We start from the raw sequence: 14,921 nt of genomic DNA, 5'->3' as shown, positions 1-14,921 counted from the left end.
GAAAGGGAAGTTTCTAATGAAGCGACTATTCTGTTTGGCCGCGATTGCGGCCGCATTAATGGGGCACACCTTTACCGCGCAGGCGGCAGGTGTGGAGTTCGCGGTTGGTCAGACCAGCAATTCGACCATGACGTATCGACTGGGCATGCAGTTCGATTGGGACCAGAGCTGGTGGCAGAGTGACGTCGGTCGTGTGACCGGTTACTGGAGCGGCGCCTACACCTACTGGGAAGGCGACAAGACGTCCAGCAATAACAGCCTGTCGTTCTCCCCGGTGTTCGTTTACGAATTTGCCGGCCAGAACATCAAGCCCTACGTTGAAGCAGGCATTGGCGTGGCGGCGTTCTCCAATACGCGAGTCGAAGACAACAACCTTGGCAGTGCTTTCCAGTTTGAAGACCGGTTCGGTTTTGGCCTGCGCTTCAATGGCGGCCACGAAGTCGGGGTCCGCGCGACGCACTATTCCAACGCCGGGCTCGCCAGTTCCAACGACGGTGTAGAAAGCTACTCGCTGCATTACACGTTGCCGTTGTAATGGCATCCCCCTGTAGGAGCGAGCCTGCTCGCGATGACGGTGTGTCAGTTGCCAGCTTAGTTGGCTGATAATCCGCAATCGCGAGCAGGCTCGCTCCTACAGGAGCTGTGTTGTTTTCCTGTTCAGCGATACGCCGTCGAAATCCCCTGGCGTTCGTCGATGCACTCCGGTGCGCCCATCTCGAACTCCCGGCAGATCAGCGGGCGTTTTTCGTAGATGGTGCACATCATCGTGTTGCGATCCAGTGCGGCACACCAGCCGTCGTCCAGGCGCAGCATGACTTCCCCGCCCCAGTCATCGGTATCGATGAACCGTTCAGGCACACCCGTATTGGTGATCAGCATGACTTCGAGCTGACAGCAGCAGGCTGCGCAGGTCGAGCAAGTAACCGCAGGTTCCACGATTTGCGTAAGGGGGATGTTTTTCATGGCGCGCAGTGTAAGGCAGTCGCCGGGTGCTGTGTGAAAGGTCGGACGGACGCTCAAGTATCGGAACGTCCGCGATACCGCTGCCGAAGATGGCGCTTTTTACGGTTGATCCTTGATCGGCGGCTGGCTGCGCACCATGGGTTTGCCGATCTCCAGTTTCTCTCGGTCCGGCCGTTGGGAGAGCGGCCAGAGGGTGGCCATGAACGCTGCCGGGAAAGCGATTTCCAGCGGGCGATCCTTGAGTTTGTCGAAGATGTGCCGTGCGGCTTTCTCCACCGGCCAGCTCAAGGGCATGGAGAAGTCATTTTTCGTGGTCAGCGTCGTTTCGACAAACCCGGGGCTGATCACTGTGAGCTCTATACCTTCCGGGGCCAGGTCGATGCGCAGGGACTCGAACAGATAACGCAGCCCGGCCTTCGAAGTGCCGCAGGCTTCTGCCATGGGCAGCGGCAGGTAGGTCACCGTACTGGCCATGGCTACCATGTGCGGTGCGGTGCCGGCCCGCAGCAATGGCAGGGCGGCGTCGATGCAATAGCAGCTGGCCAGCAGGTTGGTGCGCACTACATGCTCGACTATCGACGCGTCGAACTGTTTGGCGTCCACGTACTCGCAGGTGCCGGCATTGAGTATCACGGTGTCCAGCGAGCCCCAGTCCTCGGCAATCTGCTCGCCGATCTCGCGGACGGTCTGGCTGTTGGTCAGGTCTCCGGCGACCACCAGCACTTGTCCCGGATAACGTTGCGACAAGACTTTGAGCGGTCCCGGCGTGCGAGAACTCACGGCCAGGTGCGCACCGGTTTTGAGGATTTCTTCGGCAAGGGCGGCACCAATGCCGCTGCTTGCACCCGTCAGCCAGTATCGTCGTGCGAGTGTCCGACTCATCCCAATCTCCTTTTCAGCCAGGCAATTGCCCAGCCCAATACGGGTAAATGTTCATAAAGCAAAGCCCCGGCATCGAAGTCATCCCGGTGGCGGTAATTCATGACCCAACGGCGGCGTATTGCCGCGAGGGCAGGTTTTGAATGCCGTCAACGCACGTGTACGGGAAGCACTCAGGTCGACGATCGGTGAGGGGTAATCCACAACACCGAAAAGACCGCCGAGATTGGCGGGGTTGTGCACTTCTCTTTTATTCAGCCCGGCCAGTTCCGGCAGCCATTGCTTGATGAACACGCCTTCGGGGTCGAATTTTTCCGACTGGCTCAGCGGGTTGAAAATCCGGAAGTAAGGTGCCGAGTCGGTGCCGGTGGAGGAACTCCACTGCCAGCCACCGTTGTTCGCCGCCAGGTCGCCATCGATCAGGTGACGCATGAAAAAGCGTTCGCCTTCGCGCCAGTCGATCAACAGGTTCTTGGTCAGGAACATCGCCACCACCATGCGCAGGCGGTTGTGCATCCAGCCGGTTGCCAGCAGTTGGCGCATGGCGGCGTCGATAATCGGCAAACCGGTACGCGCCTGTTGCCAGGCGGCCAGTTCTTCGGGGGCGTTTCGCCAGGCCAATGCTTCGGTTTGCGGACGAAACGCGCGGTGTCGGGAAACCCGAGGGTAGCCCACCAGGATGTGTTTGTAGAACTCGCGCCACAGCAGTTCGTTGATCCAGGTGACGGCGCCAGTCTTGCCACTTTCGAATTCACCTTGATTGCTGTTCAAGGCCGCGTGCAGGCATTGGCGCACAGAAATCACCCCGGCGACCAGATAGGCCGAGAGCTGACTGGTGCCGGGCTTCGCCGGGAAATCCCGTTCGCTTCGATAGCGCTCGATCTGCACATCGCTAAAGCTGTCGAGGCGATGCCGGGCTTCGGTTTCGCCCGCCGCCCACAGGTCGCGCAGGCTCTCATCGGGCGTTGCGAAGCCGTCGACACTCGCGGGGATCGCATCGCTGGCAATGTTCAGCGGCGCTTGTTTGTGCGGCGCGCAGATCAGGCTGGGCAGCGAGTGGTGCAGTCGTTCGTAGCAGACTTTGCGGAACTGGCTGAAGACCTGAAAGTAAGTGCCGGTGCGGGTCAGCACGCTCCCGGGCTTGAACAGCAATTGATCGAGGTAGCGGCGAACTTCGATGCCTTCGGCCTTCAGCGTCTGGGTGACGGCTGCATCGCGACGGGATTCGTGGATGCCGTACTCTTCGTTGAGGTACACAGCGTCGATCTGCAACTGTCGGCACAGGTTCAGCAATGCGCGGGGTGCGTCATCCCAACGAGGTGCCAGGCGGACCAGCAGGGGAATGTTCAGTTGACCCAGTTCGCGGCTCAACTCGCGCAGGTTACGCAGCCAGAAGTCCACTTTGCAGGGCGCATCGTCGTGTTCCAGCCATTGTTCCGGGCTCAGCAGAAACACCGCCACGCACGGGCCGCGAGCCGCGGCAGCCGAGAGGGCGGTGTTGTCATGCAGGCGCAAGTCGCTGCGCAGCCAGATCAATTGCATGCGGGTGTCCACTCGATCCATTTAAATCAGCCCGCGCTGAACGAGTGCCTGATGTGCCGACAACGGGTCTTCGGCCAGGTACAAATCAGCGATCTGGGCAGTACTGACGGACAACTCGGTGTGGTGGATGCATACCGTTGGTCCGGCAATCATTTTTGGGCAACTGATGCCTTTGAAAAGTTTCAGTAACTGGGCCGGATTCTGGGCTTTGCTTGAGTAGAGCAGAACCCCGCGGGGTTGTAGAAGTTCGACCGCCAATGCCAGTTCTCCGACAGGCAGCGGCCAATCGAAGACCTCCACCGGGCAATCCGCGCTGCTGATCAGCCAGGCTGTCAGCCAAAGGTGCGGCTCCATGGGCAGGTCCGAGTGGTTGACCAGCAGTAGCGGCGCAGTGCGCAACTGACGATTGTTGTGGTAGATGCGCGCACCGAACTTGCTGCGCAGCCAGGCACAAAAAAAGCCCCGCTCCATCTGTGCCCCGAACTGGCCTTGCCAGCGTTGCTCCAGAGCGGACAGCAAGGGCATCAGCAATTGCTCGCACAGGGTTCGCGGCGGATACAGCGCCATCGCCTGATTGACGCTGTCATCCAGGGCACGTTCCTGCAATCGGCTGACCGCCTGCATCAATGTTTGCAGCAGGATGTGCCAATCGTTGTCGGCGGTCTCGCTGAAGGCTTGCGGGGTGTCGAGCAATGGCTTGACCTGGCTGACGGCAACGCCGCGGTTGAGCCAGGTGAGGATGGTCTGGATGCGTTGTACGTGGTCGGCCGAGAACAATCGATGGCCCTTGGGCGTGCGCAGCGGCACGATCAGACCGTAGCGCCGCTCCCAGGCGCGCAAGGTCACGGCATTGACCCCGGTTTGCCGCGCCACTTCTCGGATCGGCAGCCAACCTTCGTCCAGCGCCTTTTTAAAGTCATCGCCGAGGTCTATGCAGGCGCTGGTGTCGAGTGCTTTTTTCATCAGATGGCGTTTCGCAGGCTGAGGTTTTCCGGGTGCGGCTGCAGGTAAACCTGCCGTGCGATGTACGGATCGGGGTGCTGGCGAAAGTGATGCTTGAGCAGTGTCAGCGGTACCACCAGCGGCACGATGCCCTGGCGGTACTGAGTGATCACGTGGTGCATTTCCTGCTTGTCTTCGCCGCTGATGGCCTGTTTCAGGTAGCCACTGAGGTGTTGCAGGACGTTAGTGTGAGTGCGGCGGGTGGCGCATTTTTTCAGCGCCGTCATCAGTTCGCTGAAATAGCGGGGGCCCAGTTCCTGTGGTTCGGTTTTGCCCATGTTGCCCAGCAGGTGGCCCAGGGTTTTGTATTGCACCGGGTTGTGGGCCATCAACAGGTATTTGTAGCGCGAGTGAAAGTCCGTGAGACCGCGCCGGGTCATGCCCTCCTGGCGTAGCTGTTGCCAGGCGCTGTAGGCGAACACCCGGGTGAGGAAGTTTTCCCGCAGCACCGGATCGTTGAGCCGGCCGTCTTCCTCCACCGGCAAGTCCGGGTGCCGCAGGCAGAACGCCCGGGCGTAGATCCCGCGAGCACCACCGTCCATCCGTGCGCCGTTGGCGTGGTAGACCTTGACCGGCTCCAGGCCACAGGACGGGGAGTTTTGCATGAAGATGTAGCCGCAGATGTCCCCCAGCTGCGCTGCCATGTCCTGGCCGTAGGTGGCCAGCGGTTGTGTCACGTTAAGGTTGTGATCGAGGGTACCCACGGCTTCGGGGTGATCTGCACTGCCCACCAGCCGAATCGGCTGGCGGGGTACGCCCAGGCCGATGGCCACTTCCGGACAGACCGGGATGAAATCGAAGTAATCAGTGAGGGTGCGGCTGCACAGCCGCGATGCCTTGTGCCCGCCGTTGTAGCGCACGTCGAGCCCCATCAGGCAGGCACTGATGGCGATTTTCGGTTTGGCGGGGGCGTGGAGCATCGGAGCACCTCGAATCTGAACCTGTACAAACATTCGGGTCTGTACAACATAACTTCATCATAGATTCGAAGTTGTACAAGTCAATTTTTTTGTATAGGTTTTTTTTGGTGGTGCGATGCCCCTGTAAGAGTTGCCGAAGGCTGTGATCTTTATGTCGAAGGACTGATCAAAAGATCGTCCGAACGCGGCCCGAGCCTTCGGCGGCTTCTACGATCATTGCAGGTGCGCATGCAAACGGCGCGCGGCTTCCTGACCGCTGAGCCAGGCCCCTTCGACGCGTCCGGACAGGCACCAGTCGCCACAGGCGTACAGCCCCAGATCGGCATCGGCCAGGGTGCCCCATTCGTGACTGCTGGCGGGGCGGGCGTAGAGCCAGCGGTGGGCGAGGCTGAAGGTCGGTGCGGGCATGGAATCGTGCAGCAGTTCGGCGAAGGCGCCATGCAGTTGTTCGATCACGGCTTCCTTGGGCAGGTCAATGTGCTGGCGACTCCAGGCGCTGGTGGCGTGTAGCACCCAGGTGTCGAGGGTGTTGTCGCGCCCGGGCTTGCTGCGGTTGCGGGCCAGCCAGTCGAGTGGGCTGTCCTGGACGAAGCAGCCTTCCATGGGCGTTTCCAGCGGCGTTTCGAAGGCCAGGGCGATGGCCCAGGTCGGGTCCATTTTCACCCCGGCGGCGGCACCCGCGAGTTTCGGCGCTGTTGCCAGCAGAGCGGTGGCCTGTGGGGCCGGCGTGGCGATGACCACGTGGCTGAACGGTCCGTGGGTGAAGCCCTCGGCGTCCTGCAGGTGCCAGTGCTCTTCACCGCGATAGACCTCGGTGATACGGCAGGCGAAATGCACTTCAAGCTCACCGATCAGGGCGCGGGTGATGGCGCTCATACGCGGTGTGCCGACCCAGCGGGTCTGCTCGTCCGGCGACAGGTTAAGCTGGCCGCCATGATAGGTGTACAGCTGCGGCGTCCACTCGGCGACCCAACCCTCGGCTTGCCAGCGCTGGACTTCGGTGACAAAGCGCCGGTCACGGGCGGTGAAATATTGCGCGCCCATGTCCAGCGCCCCCGCATCGCTGCGCTTGCTCGACATGCGCCCGCCACTACCGCGGCTTTTATCGAATAATTGAACCACATGCCCGAGGTCAGTCAGAGCCTGGGCGGCGGAGAGTCCGGCAATGCCGGTGCCAATGATTGCGATAGGTACAGTCATAGGTGCCTCGTTTACCTTTCTGTACAGACTACGCCGGGGTTCAAACCTGTACAATATTGTTTTTTGGTATAACTTTTAGCGTTCTTGTTCTGACAGCTTGGCCTATTGTTAAACATAGAGCCTGCTCGATACCAAAGATCCCTGCTTATAAAAATAGACTAATGGACAGGGTAAAACGCCACGCGAGGAAGAAGTCATGCACATATTGCTGACCGGCGGTACTGGTTTGATAGGACGTCAGCTTTGCCGGCACTGGTTGGCTCAGGGATATCGCCTGACAGTCTGGAGTCGTCAGCCTGAAAAAGTCGCGAAAATATGTGGTGCCCAAGTGCGTGGAATTGCCCGGCTGGAGGATCTGGGGCAGGAGCCGGTGGATGCGATCGTCAATCTTGCCGGAGCGCCGATTGCCGACCGACCCTGGACGCACAAGCGAAAAGCCTTGTTGTGGAGCAGTCGCATCACGCTCACCGAAACCCTGCTGGCGTGGCTCGAAAGTCGCGAGCAGAAACCCCGGGTCCTGATTTCCGGTTCGGCTGTCGGCTGGTATGGCGACGGCGGCGAGCGTGAACTGACCGAGGATTCGGGGCCGATCAGTGAAGACTTCGCCAGCCAGTTATGCATCGCCTGGGAGGAGACTGCGCAGCGGGCCGAAGCGATGGGCATTCGCGTCATTCACATCCGTACCGGGTTGGTGCTGTCGGCGGAGGGTGGCTTTTTGTCGCGGCTGTTACTGCCGTTCAAACTGGGTCTGGGAGGGCCGATCGGCAACGGCCGGCAGTGGATGCCGTGGATTCATGTCGACGATCAAATCGCCCTGATTGATTTTCTTCTGCATCGCAACGAGGCCAGCGGTCCCTATAATGCGTGCGCGCCCAAACCGGTGCGCAACCGCGAGTTTGCCAAGGCGTTGGGCGACGTGTTGCATCGCCCGGCGTTCATGCCGATGCCGGCCTTTGCATTGAAGGTGGGGCTGGGCGAGTTGTCCTTGCTGTTGCTGGGCGGCCAGCGCGCCACCCCGGTGCGTTTGTTACAGGCTGGTTTCACTTTTAAGTTCATGGATTTGCGCGCGGCTCTGGACGATCTGTCCAGTCGCCTTTGAAATAGGACGTTGCATGACCGATCACGCGTTGCTTCTGGTTAACCTGGGTTCACCTGCCTCCACCTCGGTGGCGGATGTGCGCAGCTACCTCAACCAATTTCTGATGGACCCGTACGTGATCGACCTGCCATGGCCGGTTCGACGCTTGCTGGTCTCGCTGATCCTGATCAAGCGGCCCGAGCAGTCGGCCCATGCTTATGCCTCGATCTGGTGGGACGAAGGCTCGCCGCTGGTGGTGCTCAGCCGTCGTTTGCAACAAGCCATGACCGCCCAGTGGCACCACGGCCCGGTCGAACTGGCCATGCGTTACGGCGAGCCTTCGATCGAATCGACACTGGTTCGCATGGCTGGGGCGGGGCACAAGCGAATCACGCTGGCGCCGCTATATCCACAGTTCGCCGACAGCACCACCACCACGGTCATCGAGGAAGCCAAACGCGTGGTACGCGAGAAAAACCTCGACGTACAGCTGTCGGTGCTGCAACCGTTCTACGACCAACCGGAATACCTCGATGCACTGGTGGCCACGACCAGGTCCTATCTGGAGCAGGATTTCGATCATTTGCTGATGAGCTTTCACGGCCTGCCGGAACGGCATCTGAAGAAGCTCAACCCCGGTCACAGCTTCGAGGGTGGCGGTGATTGCTGCGCCGGGGCGCCGCCGGAGGTGGTCGCCACCTGTTATCGCGGCCAATGCCTGCGCACGGCGGCAGAGGTCGCCAAGCGTTTGGGGCTGCCGGACGGCAAGTGGTCGGTGTCGTTCCAGTCGCGTCTGGGGCGGGCCAAATGGATCGAACCCTACACCGAAGCGCGTCTCGATGAGTTGGCCAAAAGCGGCGTGAAAAAGATTCTGGTGATGTGCCCGGCGTTCGTTGCCGATTGCATCGAGACACTGGAAGAGATCGGTGATCGCGGCAAGGAGCAATTCCGCGCAGCGGGAGGGGAGGACCTGGTGCTGGTGCCGTGCCTCAACGATGACCCGCATTGGGCGCGGGCGTTGAGTGCGTTGTGCGAGCGTGCGCCGTTGGTGCTTTAAAAGCTTCGCCGGCAAGCCGGCTCCTACAGGTTTTGCATAGAACTTGTAGGAGCGGGCTTGCCCGCGAATGCTATCTGACTGGCAACAAAGATCTCAGGTCTTCATCCAATCAGATCAGCGGCTCCTGCGCCTTCTTGTGTTTCCAGCTGTCATTGCCCGGCAGGATCAGGTTCAAGCCAATCGCCACCACTGCGCACAGCGCGATGCCCTTGAGGCCGAAATCGTCCGGCCCGGTGCCGGTGCCGATCAGCACGCCGCCGATCCCGAACACCAGGGTCACCGAAACAATCACCAGATTGCGTGCCTCGGCCAGATCGATCTTGTGGCGGATCAGCGTGTTCATCCCCACCGCCGCGATCGAACCGAACAACAGGCAGAGAATCCCGCCCATCACCGGTACCGGAATGCTTTGCAGCAGTGCGCCGAACTTGCCGATGAACGCCAGGCTGATGGCGAAGATCGCCGCCCAGGTCATGATTTTCGGGTTGTAGTTCTTGGTCAGCATGACTGCGCCGGTCACTTCGGCGTAGGTGGTGTTGGGCGGGCCACCGAACAGACCGGCCGCCGTGGTGGCAATGCCGTCGCCGAGCAGGGTGCGGTGCAGGCCAGGTTTCTTCAGGTAATCGCGACCGGTCACGCTACCCACGGCAATCACGCCGCCGATGTGTTCGATGGCCGGAGCCAGGGCTACCGGAACGATGAACAGGATCGCCTGCCAGTTGAATTCCGGCGCGGTGAAGTTCGGGATGGCGAACCATGGTGCCGCGGCAATCTTCGCGGTATCGACCACGCCGAAGTAGAACGCCATGCCAAAGCCCACCAGCACGCCGGAGATGATCGGTACCAGACGGAAGATGCCCTTGCCGAAAACCGCGACGATCAACGTGGTCAGCAGTGCGGGCATCGAGATCATCATCGCCGTCTGGTAATGAATCAATTCACTGCCGTCGCCGGCCTTGCCCATGGCCATGTTGGCGGCAATCGGCGCCATGGCCAGGCCGATCGCGATGATCACCGGTCCGATCACTACCGGCGGCAGCAGGCGATCGATGAAACCGGTGCCTTTGATCTTCACCGCGAGGCCGAGGAATGTGTAGACGAAACCCGCCGCCATCACACCGCCCATGGTCGCGGCGAGGCCGAACTGGCCCTTGGCGAGAATGATCGGGGTGATGAAGGCAAAGCTCGATGCCAGGAACACCGGCACCTGACGCCCAGTGACGATCTGGAACAGGATCGTCCCCAGGCCGGCCGTGAACAGCGCCACGTTCGGGTCAAGGCCGGTGATCAGCGGCATCAACACCAGGGCACCGAAGGCCACGAACAGCATCTGTGCGCCGGATAGCACCGTGCGCCAGAGCGGATCGTTGAACTCTTGCTGCATGCTCACGCGTCCTTCTGCTTGGTGCCGAAGATCTTGTCACCGGCATCGCCAAGCCCTGGGATGATGTAGCCGTGTTCGTTCAGTTTTTGATCAATGGAAGCGGTGTAGATGATCACGTCCGGGTGAGCTTTCTCTACGGCGGCGATGCCTTCTGGCGCGGCGACCAGCACCATGGCGCGGATGTCCTTGCAGCCGGCTTTTTTCAGCAGGTCGATGGTGGCTACCATCGAGCCGCCGGTGGCGAGCATCGGGTCGATGATCATGGCCAGGCGTTCGTCGATTTCCGGTACCAGTTTTTCCAGATAGGTGTGGGCTTCGAGGGTTTCCTCGTTACGGGCCACGCCGACGGCGCTGACTTTGGCGCCTGGGATCAGGCTGAGTACGCCTTCGAGCATGCCGATGCCGGCGCGCAGGATTGGCACCACGGTGATTTTCTTGCCGGCGATTTTCTCGACCGATACGGTGCCGCACCAGCCTTCGATATCGTAGGATTCCAGCGGCAGGTCTTTGGTAGCTTCATAGGTCAGCAGGGCGCCGACTTCCTGAGCGAGCTCACGGAAATTCTTCGTGCTGATGTCTGCGCGGCGCATAAGGCCAAGTTTATGACGGATCAGCGGGTGGCGGATCTCATGAATGGGCATGGGGAAAGGCTCCGGCGGCGGGCAAAAAAACCGGTCTAGATTAATCTATCCGAGGGTGTTGTCCTATAGACATACAGTACGTTAGTCCACAAAGGCTTGATCTGACCTCGCTTGATGCGTACCTTTGCCCGCTTTTCCGAATCCGTACCTCCCCTCAACCCCCCTGGAGAGCGCCATGTCCGCTGATCTCGAGCATATCCGTCAAATCATGCGAGAGGCTGACTGCCTGTACACCGAAGCTGAAGTCGAGGCGGCCATCGCTCGCGTCGGTGCACAAATCAACGATCAACTGGCGGACAGCAATCCGGTGGTGTTCTGCGTGATGAACGGCGGGCTGATTTTCTCCGGCAAGCTGCTGACCTATCTGCACTTCCCGCTGGAAGCGTCCTACCTGCACGCCACCCGCTATCGCAACGAAACCAGCGGCGGTGACCTGTTCTGGAAAGCCAAGCCGGAAGTGTCCTTCATCGACCGTGATGTGCTGATCATCGACGACATCCTCGACGAAGGTCACACCCTGGGCGCGATCATCGACTTCTGCAAACACGCTGGCGCACGTAAAGTGCACACCGCTGTGCTGATCGACAAAGACCACGACCGCAAGGCCCGTCCGGACCTCAAGGCCGATTTCGTCGGTCTGCCGTGCATCGATCGCTACATCTTCGGTTATGGTATGGACTACAAAGGCTACTGGCGTAACGCCAACGGGATTTTCGCCGTTAAAGGAATGTAAGACATGGATACGCCTCGCTTTCTGGATCAGACCTTGTTCGCCGAGCTGGCCGGGAAAGCCGCGGCCAATCCTCGTGGGCGTCAGCATCACAACTTCCATCAGATGGAAGACGCATGCCATCGCATGGCGGTGGGGTTGCAGCCGTCCACGTATATCCCGCCTCACCGGCATTTGGGTGACAACAAGGCCGAAACCCTGTTGGTCCTCAAGGGCCGGCTGGGCGTGTTGATCTTCGATGAGACCGGTACGGTGCTGAACAAGACTGTGCTTCAGGCCGGTGGCGACTGTGTTGGCGTGGACCTGCCGACCGGTGTGTTCCATGGTTTGGTGGTGCTGGAAGCCGACAGCCTGATGTTCGAGTGCAAGGCCGGTCCCTATCGTCCGGTCGGCGAAGGTGAGCTGGCTCACTGGGCGCCGCGCGAAGGCGAGCCCGGCGTTGCCGAGTATCAGGCCTGGATGCGCGCGCAGTTCGATTGATACATGCCTTCTGTAGGAGCGAGCTTGCTCGCGATGGGCGTGAACGATAACGCGTGCTGTCTGGAAGCATGCGTCGCCTTCAAGTTCATCGTCGGAACGCCGCCCGGAGCAAGCTCGCTCCTACAGGGGCGTGATAAAGTGCCCGGCCCCGCCCTCCGGAGCTTGTCATGAGCCGTTCGATCCGCTGCTGCGCCGCCTTGTTGCTGACCCTCAGCCTGCCTTTGGCTGCCGCACCTGCGCCCATGCACAGTCAATTTCTGCCGCCGGACGATCTCACTCTGCGCGATGCCGATCCCGAACAGCAGCAACTGATGCAAGTCACCGATTATTCGGTGGTGGTCGGTGCCCAGCGTCAATCCAATCAACAGCCGATTCCGGTCACGTCGCCTTTAATGATTCGTCTCAAGGGTAAATCCCTGAACAAGGGCGCCACCATCAGTCAGGTGCTGGTCAACTTCGATGGTGAAAGCAAAAGCCTGAAGAAGCCGGTCTACGACGATAAGAGCAAAACCCTGACCCTCTATTACCCGCTCGCTCAATACCGCGTGGTGATCGATTTGCTGCGCAATGACACGGTGTATTGTCAGTTTCTCAGCTATGCCAATGGCCATGTCTGGGCCGATCTGCACACCGGTAGCACTCGTCCGCGTTGAGCCTTGTGCCTGCGCAGGGGTAAACTGCCCGCCCCGTGTAATGTCTGCGAGCTGGAGTCGGCAATGCGTAAAGATAAAAAACAAGTGATTGGTGACGAGATCGGCGATGAGCAGATCAAGTTGTTCCTCGATTTCGAACCGGTCGACGCGACTTCTCCGTCCCTGCACAAACTGGTCAAGGCCTACCGTGGCCTGCGCATCGACGATTTCGAGCGTTTCCTGACGTTCTTCGTCGAAGCGGGTTACGACGTGAATGGCAAGGATGAGCACGGCAATGACTTCGTCGCCCTGATCAAGGATCAGCGCAACGCCGCCGAGTACATCGAGCTGATCAACAAGGCTCGCGGTTAAGATCTTTTAAAGGCACAAAAAAACGCCCCGCCCTCAATGAGGACGGGGCGTTTTTCATGCGGCCGAATCAAGCGTAGCTTTCGGTCTCGTTACTGGCTTCAACCAGTTCCAGCGCGACGTTGTTGTGCGCATTGATCTTGCGATACAGCGCAGCGTCGGTTTCCAGAACCTTTTCCCGGGCCGGGAAGATTTCGGCCAGTTTGGTGGCCCATTCGCCCTTGGCTTTGCCCGGGAAGCATTTTTCGATCAGCTCAAGCATGATCGAAACGGTCACCGAGGCACCTGGCGAAGCGCCGAGCAGTGCCGCCAGGGAACCGTCCTTGGCCGCGACCAGTTCGGTACCGAATTGCAGGACGCCGCCTTTTTTCGGGTCTTTCTTGATGATTTGCACCCGTTGGCCGGCCACTTCCAGGCGCCAGTCTTCGGCTTTCGCTTGCGGGTAGAAGCGACGCAGGGATTCCAGGCGCTGCTCCATCGACTGCATCACTTCGCTGACCAGGTACTTGGTCAGGTCCATGTTGTTTTTCGCCACGGACAGCATCGGACCGATGTTGCCGGCACGAACCGACATCGGCAGGTCCATGAAGGAACCGTGCTTGAGGAACTTGGTGGTGAAGCCGGCGTATGGTCCGAACAGCAGGGACTTCTTGCCTTCGACCACGCGGGTGTCCAGGTGCGGCACGGACATTGGCGGCGAACCCACGGCAGCCTGGCTGTAGACCTTGGCCTGGTGGTGCTTGACCACTTCCGGGTTGTCGCAACGCAGCCACTGGCCGCTGATCGGGAAGCCGCCGAAGCCTTTGCTCTCTTCGATACCAGAGGCTTGCAGCAGCGGCAGTGCCGCGCCGCCCGCGCCGAGGAAGACGAATTTGGCATCGACTTCACGGGTGTTGCCGCTGTTGACGTCCTTGATGCTGACGGTCCAGCCACCGTTGCTGCGCTTGAGGCCGGTCACGCGCTTGCAGTACTTGACCTGGGCATCGGGTGCGCTGGTCAGGTGCTTGAGCAACTGGTTGGTCAGGGCGCCGAAGTTGACGTCGGTGCCATTGATCACGCGGGTCGCGGCGAGGGTTTCGCCAGGATCGCGGCCAGGCATCATCAGCGGCATCCACTCGGCCATCTTGGCCTTGTCTTCGGTGTATTCCATGTCCGCGAAGGCGTGGTGCTTGCTCAGCACCTTGAAGCGTTCCTTGAGGAAGGACACGCCACTTTCGCCTTGCACGAAACTCAGGTGTGGCACCGGGCTGATAAACGATTTGCACGAGCCGAACGTGCCTTTCCTGGTCAAATACGACCAGAACTGCTTCGACACCTCGAACTGGGTGTTGATGTGCACGGCTTTCTTGATGTCGACGGTGCCATCGGCGGCCTGCGGCGTGTAGTTGAGCTCACACAGCCCGGCGTGGCCGGTACCGGCGTTGTTCCACGGATTGGAACTCTCCGCGGCACCGGAATCCATCAGCTCGACGACTTCCAGCTTGATTGCGGGGTCGAGCTCTTTGAGCAGTACCGCCAGGGTGGCACTCATGATGCCGGCCCCAACCAGTACTACGTCGACTGCTTCGTTATGCGCCATTTAACGCGTCTCCAAAATCTGCAGCACCAAATTGTCGGCATGGCTGCCAGGCGTTCCGGGGCGTGTCAGTGATGCCCCTGGTTCTCTTGGCAGTGTCGCCATGTCCGAATCTTCGCAATTTATCGCAACTTCGACGGACGCTACCTGCCGGGCCTATGAGCCATATGAACTCATTTCAGCGCGCGGGAGGCAATTCGACTTATGGTCGATACATCCGTTTGTGCAACCAAATCCGTAGCGGACAGGCTTCAGGCTCCGGTGTTCGAGGAATACTCGGTCCTGTGTCGTTGGGCTGTTGTAGACGCTAATGGTGCATGTTCAGACGCAAAACTATTCATTTGCTCGCCACACTCTTGTGAAGTTGTGAAAACCCGTTTTTTTCACGCTCTTTTGAAGACGTGAACCTCAAAAAGGGCTGTCCCAGCCTGGCACCGTGCCCGGATGAATTTGCCGCCATGGGATACA

16 protein-coding genes and 1 pseudogene are annotated in these 14,921 nt (G+C 59.9%); 7 read left to right on the top strand and 10 right to left on the bottom strand.

Annotation, left to right across the window (positions count from 1 at the left end; translation table 11 throughout):
* The first annotated feature begins 16 nt into the window (after positions 1-16).
* A complete protein-coding gene (locus KGA83_RS16920) occupies positions 17-535 on the top strand; it encodes an acyloxyacyl hydrolase (RefSeq protein ID WP_108214866.1) in 519 nt (172 codons plus the stop codon).
* Between the two features lie 122 nt (positions 536-657).
* On the opposite strand, the gene KGA83_RS16915 is transcribed toward KGA83_RS16920, so the two are convergent.
* The 7 genes and pseudogenes from KGA83_RS16915 to KGA83_RS16885 all read right to left on the bottom strand — a co-directional run bounded on the left by KGA83_RS16915 (position 658) and on the right by KGA83_RS16885 (position 6,506).
* Entirely contained in the window at positions 658-963 is a 306-nt protein-coding gene (locus KGA83_RS16915; protein WP_108214867.1) for a YkgJ family cysteine cluster protein, read from the bottom strand.
* Between the two features lie 99 nt (positions 964-1,062).
* Positions 1,063-1,845 carry an SDR family NAD(P)-dependent oxidoreductase gene (locus KGA83_RS16910; protein WP_108214868.1) on the bottom strand — a complete coding sequence of 261 codons (783 nt, stop codon included), beginning with the start codon at positions 1,843-1,845 and terminating at the stop codon, positions 1,063-1,065.
* A pseudogene (locus KGA83_RS16905) lies at positions 1,842-1,940 on the bottom strand (nuclear transport factor 2 family protein); the annotation flags it as partial. The gene KGA83_RS16910 and the pseudogene KGA83_RS16905, both read right to left, overlap by 4 nt.
* Positions 1,924-3,384 (bottom strand): deoxyribodipyrimidine photo-lyase, encoded by a 1,461-nt coding sequence (gene phrB / locus KGA83_RS16900; RefSeq protein ID WP_223530263.1) that lies wholly within the window; start codon positions 3,382-3,384, stop codon positions 1,924-1,926. The pseudogene KGA83_RS16905 and the gene phrB, both read right to left, overlap by 17 nt.
* A gap of 21 nt (positions 3,385-3,405) precedes the next feature.
* On the bottom strand, positions 3,406-4,347 hold the full coding sequence (locus tag KGA83_RS16895; protein ID WP_223530262.1) for a MerR family transcriptional regulator: 942 nt from the start codon (positions 4,345-4,347) through the stop codon (positions 3,406-3,408).
* A complete protein-coding gene (locus KGA83_RS16890; RefSeq protein ID WP_223530261.1) occupies positions 4,347-5,306 on the bottom strand; it encodes a YbgA family protein in 960 nt (319 codons plus the stop codon). The genes KGA83_RS16895 and KGA83_RS16890 overlap by 1 nt, the downstream gene beginning before the upstream one ends.
* A 213-nt stretch (positions 5,307-5,519) precedes the next feature.
* Entirely contained in the window at positions 5,520-6,506 is a 987-nt protein-coding gene (locus KGA83_RS16885) for an NAD(P)/FAD-dependent oxidoreductase (RefSeq protein WP_108214873.1), read from the bottom strand.
* 196 nt (positions 6,507-6,702) lie between these two features.
* On the opposite strand from KGA83_RS16885, the gene KGA83_RS16880 reads away from it, so the two are divergent.
* Positions 6,703-7,605: a TIGR01777 family oxidoreductase gene (locus KGA83_RS16880; protein WP_108214874.1), complete on the top strand. Its 903-nt coding sequence runs from the start codon at positions 6,703-6,705 to the stop codon at positions 7,603-7,605.
* A gap of 13 nt (positions 7,606-7,618) precedes the next feature.
* Entirely contained in the window at positions 7,619-8,641 is a 1,023-nt protein-coding gene (hemH, locus tag KGA83_RS16875; RefSeq protein WP_108214875.1) for a ferrochelatase, read from the top strand.
* A gap of 109 nt (positions 8,642-8,750) precedes the next feature.
* Here hemH and KGA83_RS16870 read toward each other — a convergent pair whose 3' ends face one another.
* Together KGA83_RS16870 and upp are read right to left on the bottom strand one after the other, a co-directional pair.
* Positions 8,751-10,025: a uracil-xanthine permease family protein gene (locus tag KGA83_RS16870; RefSeq protein WP_108214876.1), complete on the bottom strand. Its 1,275-nt coding sequence runs from the start codon at positions 10,023-10,025 to the stop codon at positions 8,751-8,753.
* A 2-nt stretch (positions 10,026-10,027) separates the two neighbouring features.
* A complete protein-coding gene (gene upp / locus KGA83_RS16865) occupies positions 10,028-10,666 on the bottom strand; it encodes a uracil phosphoribosyltransferase (RefSeq protein WP_108214877.1) in 639 nt (212 codons plus the stop codon).
* A 175-nt stretch (positions 10,667-10,841) separates the two neighbouring features.
* On the opposite strand from upp, the gene KGA83_RS16860 reads away from it, so the two are divergent.
* The 4 genes from KGA83_RS16860 (at position 10,842) to KGA83_RS16845 (ending at position 12,880) form a co-directional block, all read left to right on the top strand.
* Positions 10,842-11,399, top strand: coding sequence for a hypoxanthine-guanine phosphoribosyltransferase (locus tag KGA83_RS16860; protein ID WP_008045996.1), 558 nt, complete (start codon positions 10,842-10,844; stop codon positions 11,397-11,399).
* Positions 11,400-11,402: 3 nt separating this feature from the next.
* Positions 11,403-11,876: a WbuC family cupin fold metalloprotein gene (locus tag KGA83_RS16855; protein WP_108214878.1), complete on the top strand. Its 474-nt coding sequence runs from the start codon at positions 11,403-11,405 to the stop codon at positions 11,874-11,876.
* A gap of 167 nt (positions 11,877-12,043) precedes the next feature.
* The gene (locus tag KGA83_RS16850; RefSeq protein ID WP_108214879.1) at positions 12,044-12,529 is read left to right on the top strand and encodes a hypothetical protein; all 486 of its coding nucleotides are present in this window, start codon (positions 12,044-12,046) and stop codon (positions 12,527-12,529) included.
* Positions 12,530-12,592: 63 nt separating this feature from the next.
* On the top strand, positions 12,593-12,880 hold the full coding sequence (locus tag KGA83_RS16845; protein WP_218426680.1) for a PA4642 family protein: 288 nt from the start codon (positions 12,593-12,595) through the stop codon (positions 12,878-12,880).
* Positions 12,881-12,947: 67 nt separating this feature from the next.
* Here KGA83_RS16845 and mqo read toward each other — a convergent pair whose 3' ends face one another.
* Positions 12,948-14,456, bottom strand: a complete 1,509-nt coding sequence (gene mqo / locus KGA83_RS16840; RefSeq protein WP_108214881.1) for a malate dehydrogenase (quinone) — start codon at positions 14,454-14,456, stop codon at positions 12,948-12,950.
* Positions 14,457-14,921 lie beyond the last annotated feature (465 nt).

This window comes from Pseudomonas sp. GL-R-19, from assembly GCF_019956375.1.
GTDB lineage: Bacteria > Pseudomonadota > Gammaproteobacteria > Pseudomonadales > Pseudomonadaceae > Aquipseudomonas.
Note: the sequence above shows the minus strand (reverse complement) of the source record. Positions and strands in the feature narration are given on the sequence as shown.

Excerpts from the sequence above, each read along its gene's own strand:
- KGA83_RS16920 (WP_108214866.1), top strand. The coding sequence starts at position 17 with ATGAAGCGACTATTCTGTTTGGCCGCGATTGCGGCCGCATTAATGGGG.
- KGA83_RS16915 (WP_108214867.1), bottom strand. The coding sequence starts at position 963 with ATGAAAAACATCCCCCTTACGCAAATCGTGGAACCTGCGGTTACTTGC.
- KGA83_RS16910 (WP_108214868.1), bottom strand. The coding sequence starts at position 1,845 with ATGAGTCGGACACTCGCACGACGATACTGGCTGACGGGTGCAAGCAGC.
- phrB (WP_223530263.1), bottom strand. The coding sequence starts at position 3,384 with ATGCAATTGATCTGGCTGCGCAGCGACTTGCGCCTGCATGACAACACC.
- KGA83_RS16895 (WP_223530262.1), bottom strand. The coding sequence starts at position 4,347 with ATGAAAAAAGCACTCGACACCAGCGCCTGCATAGACCTCGGCGATGAC.
- KGA83_RS16890 (WP_223530261.1), bottom strand. The coding sequence starts at position 5,306 with ATGCTCCACGCCCCCGCCAAACCGAAAATCGCCATCAGTGCCTGCCTG.
- KGA83_RS16885 (WP_108214873.1), bottom strand. The coding sequence starts at position 6,506 with ATGACTGTACCTATCGCAATCATTGGCACCGGCATTGCCGGACTCTCC.
- KGA83_RS16880 (WP_108214874.1), top strand. The coding sequence starts at position 6,703 with ATGCACATATTGCTGACCGGCGGTACTGGTTTGATAGGACGTCAGCTT.
- hemH (WP_108214875.1), top strand. The coding sequence starts at position 7,619 with ATGACCGATCACGCGTTGCTTCTGGTTAACCTGGGTTCACCTGCCTCC.
- KGA83_RS16870 (WP_108214876.1), bottom strand. The coding sequence starts at position 10,025 with ATGCAGCAAGAGTTCAACGATCCGCTCTGGCGCACGGTGCTATCCGGC.
- upp (WP_108214877.1), bottom strand. The coding sequence starts at position 10,666 with ATGCCCATTCATGAGATCCGCCACCCGCTGATCCGTCATAAACTTGGC.
- KGA83_RS16860 (WP_008045996.1), top strand. The coding sequence starts at position 10,842 with ATGTCCGCTGATCTCGAGCATATCCGTCAAATCATGCGAGAGGCTGAC.
- KGA83_RS16855 (WP_108214878.1), top strand. The coding sequence starts at position 11,403 with ATGGATACGCCTCGCTTTCTGGATCAGACCTTGTTCGCCGAGCTGGCC.
- KGA83_RS16850 (WP_108214879.1), top strand. The coding sequence starts at position 12,044 with ATGAGCCGTTCGATCCGCTGCTGCGCCGCCTTGTTGCTGACCCTCAGC.
- KGA83_RS16845 (WP_218426680.1), top strand. The coding sequence starts at position 12,593 with ATGCGTAAAGATAAAAAACAAGTGATTGGTGACGAGATCGGCGATGAG.
- mqo (WP_108214881.1), bottom strand. The coding sequence starts at position 14,456 with ATGGCGCATAACGAAGCAGTCGACGTAGTACTGGTTGGGGCCGGCATC.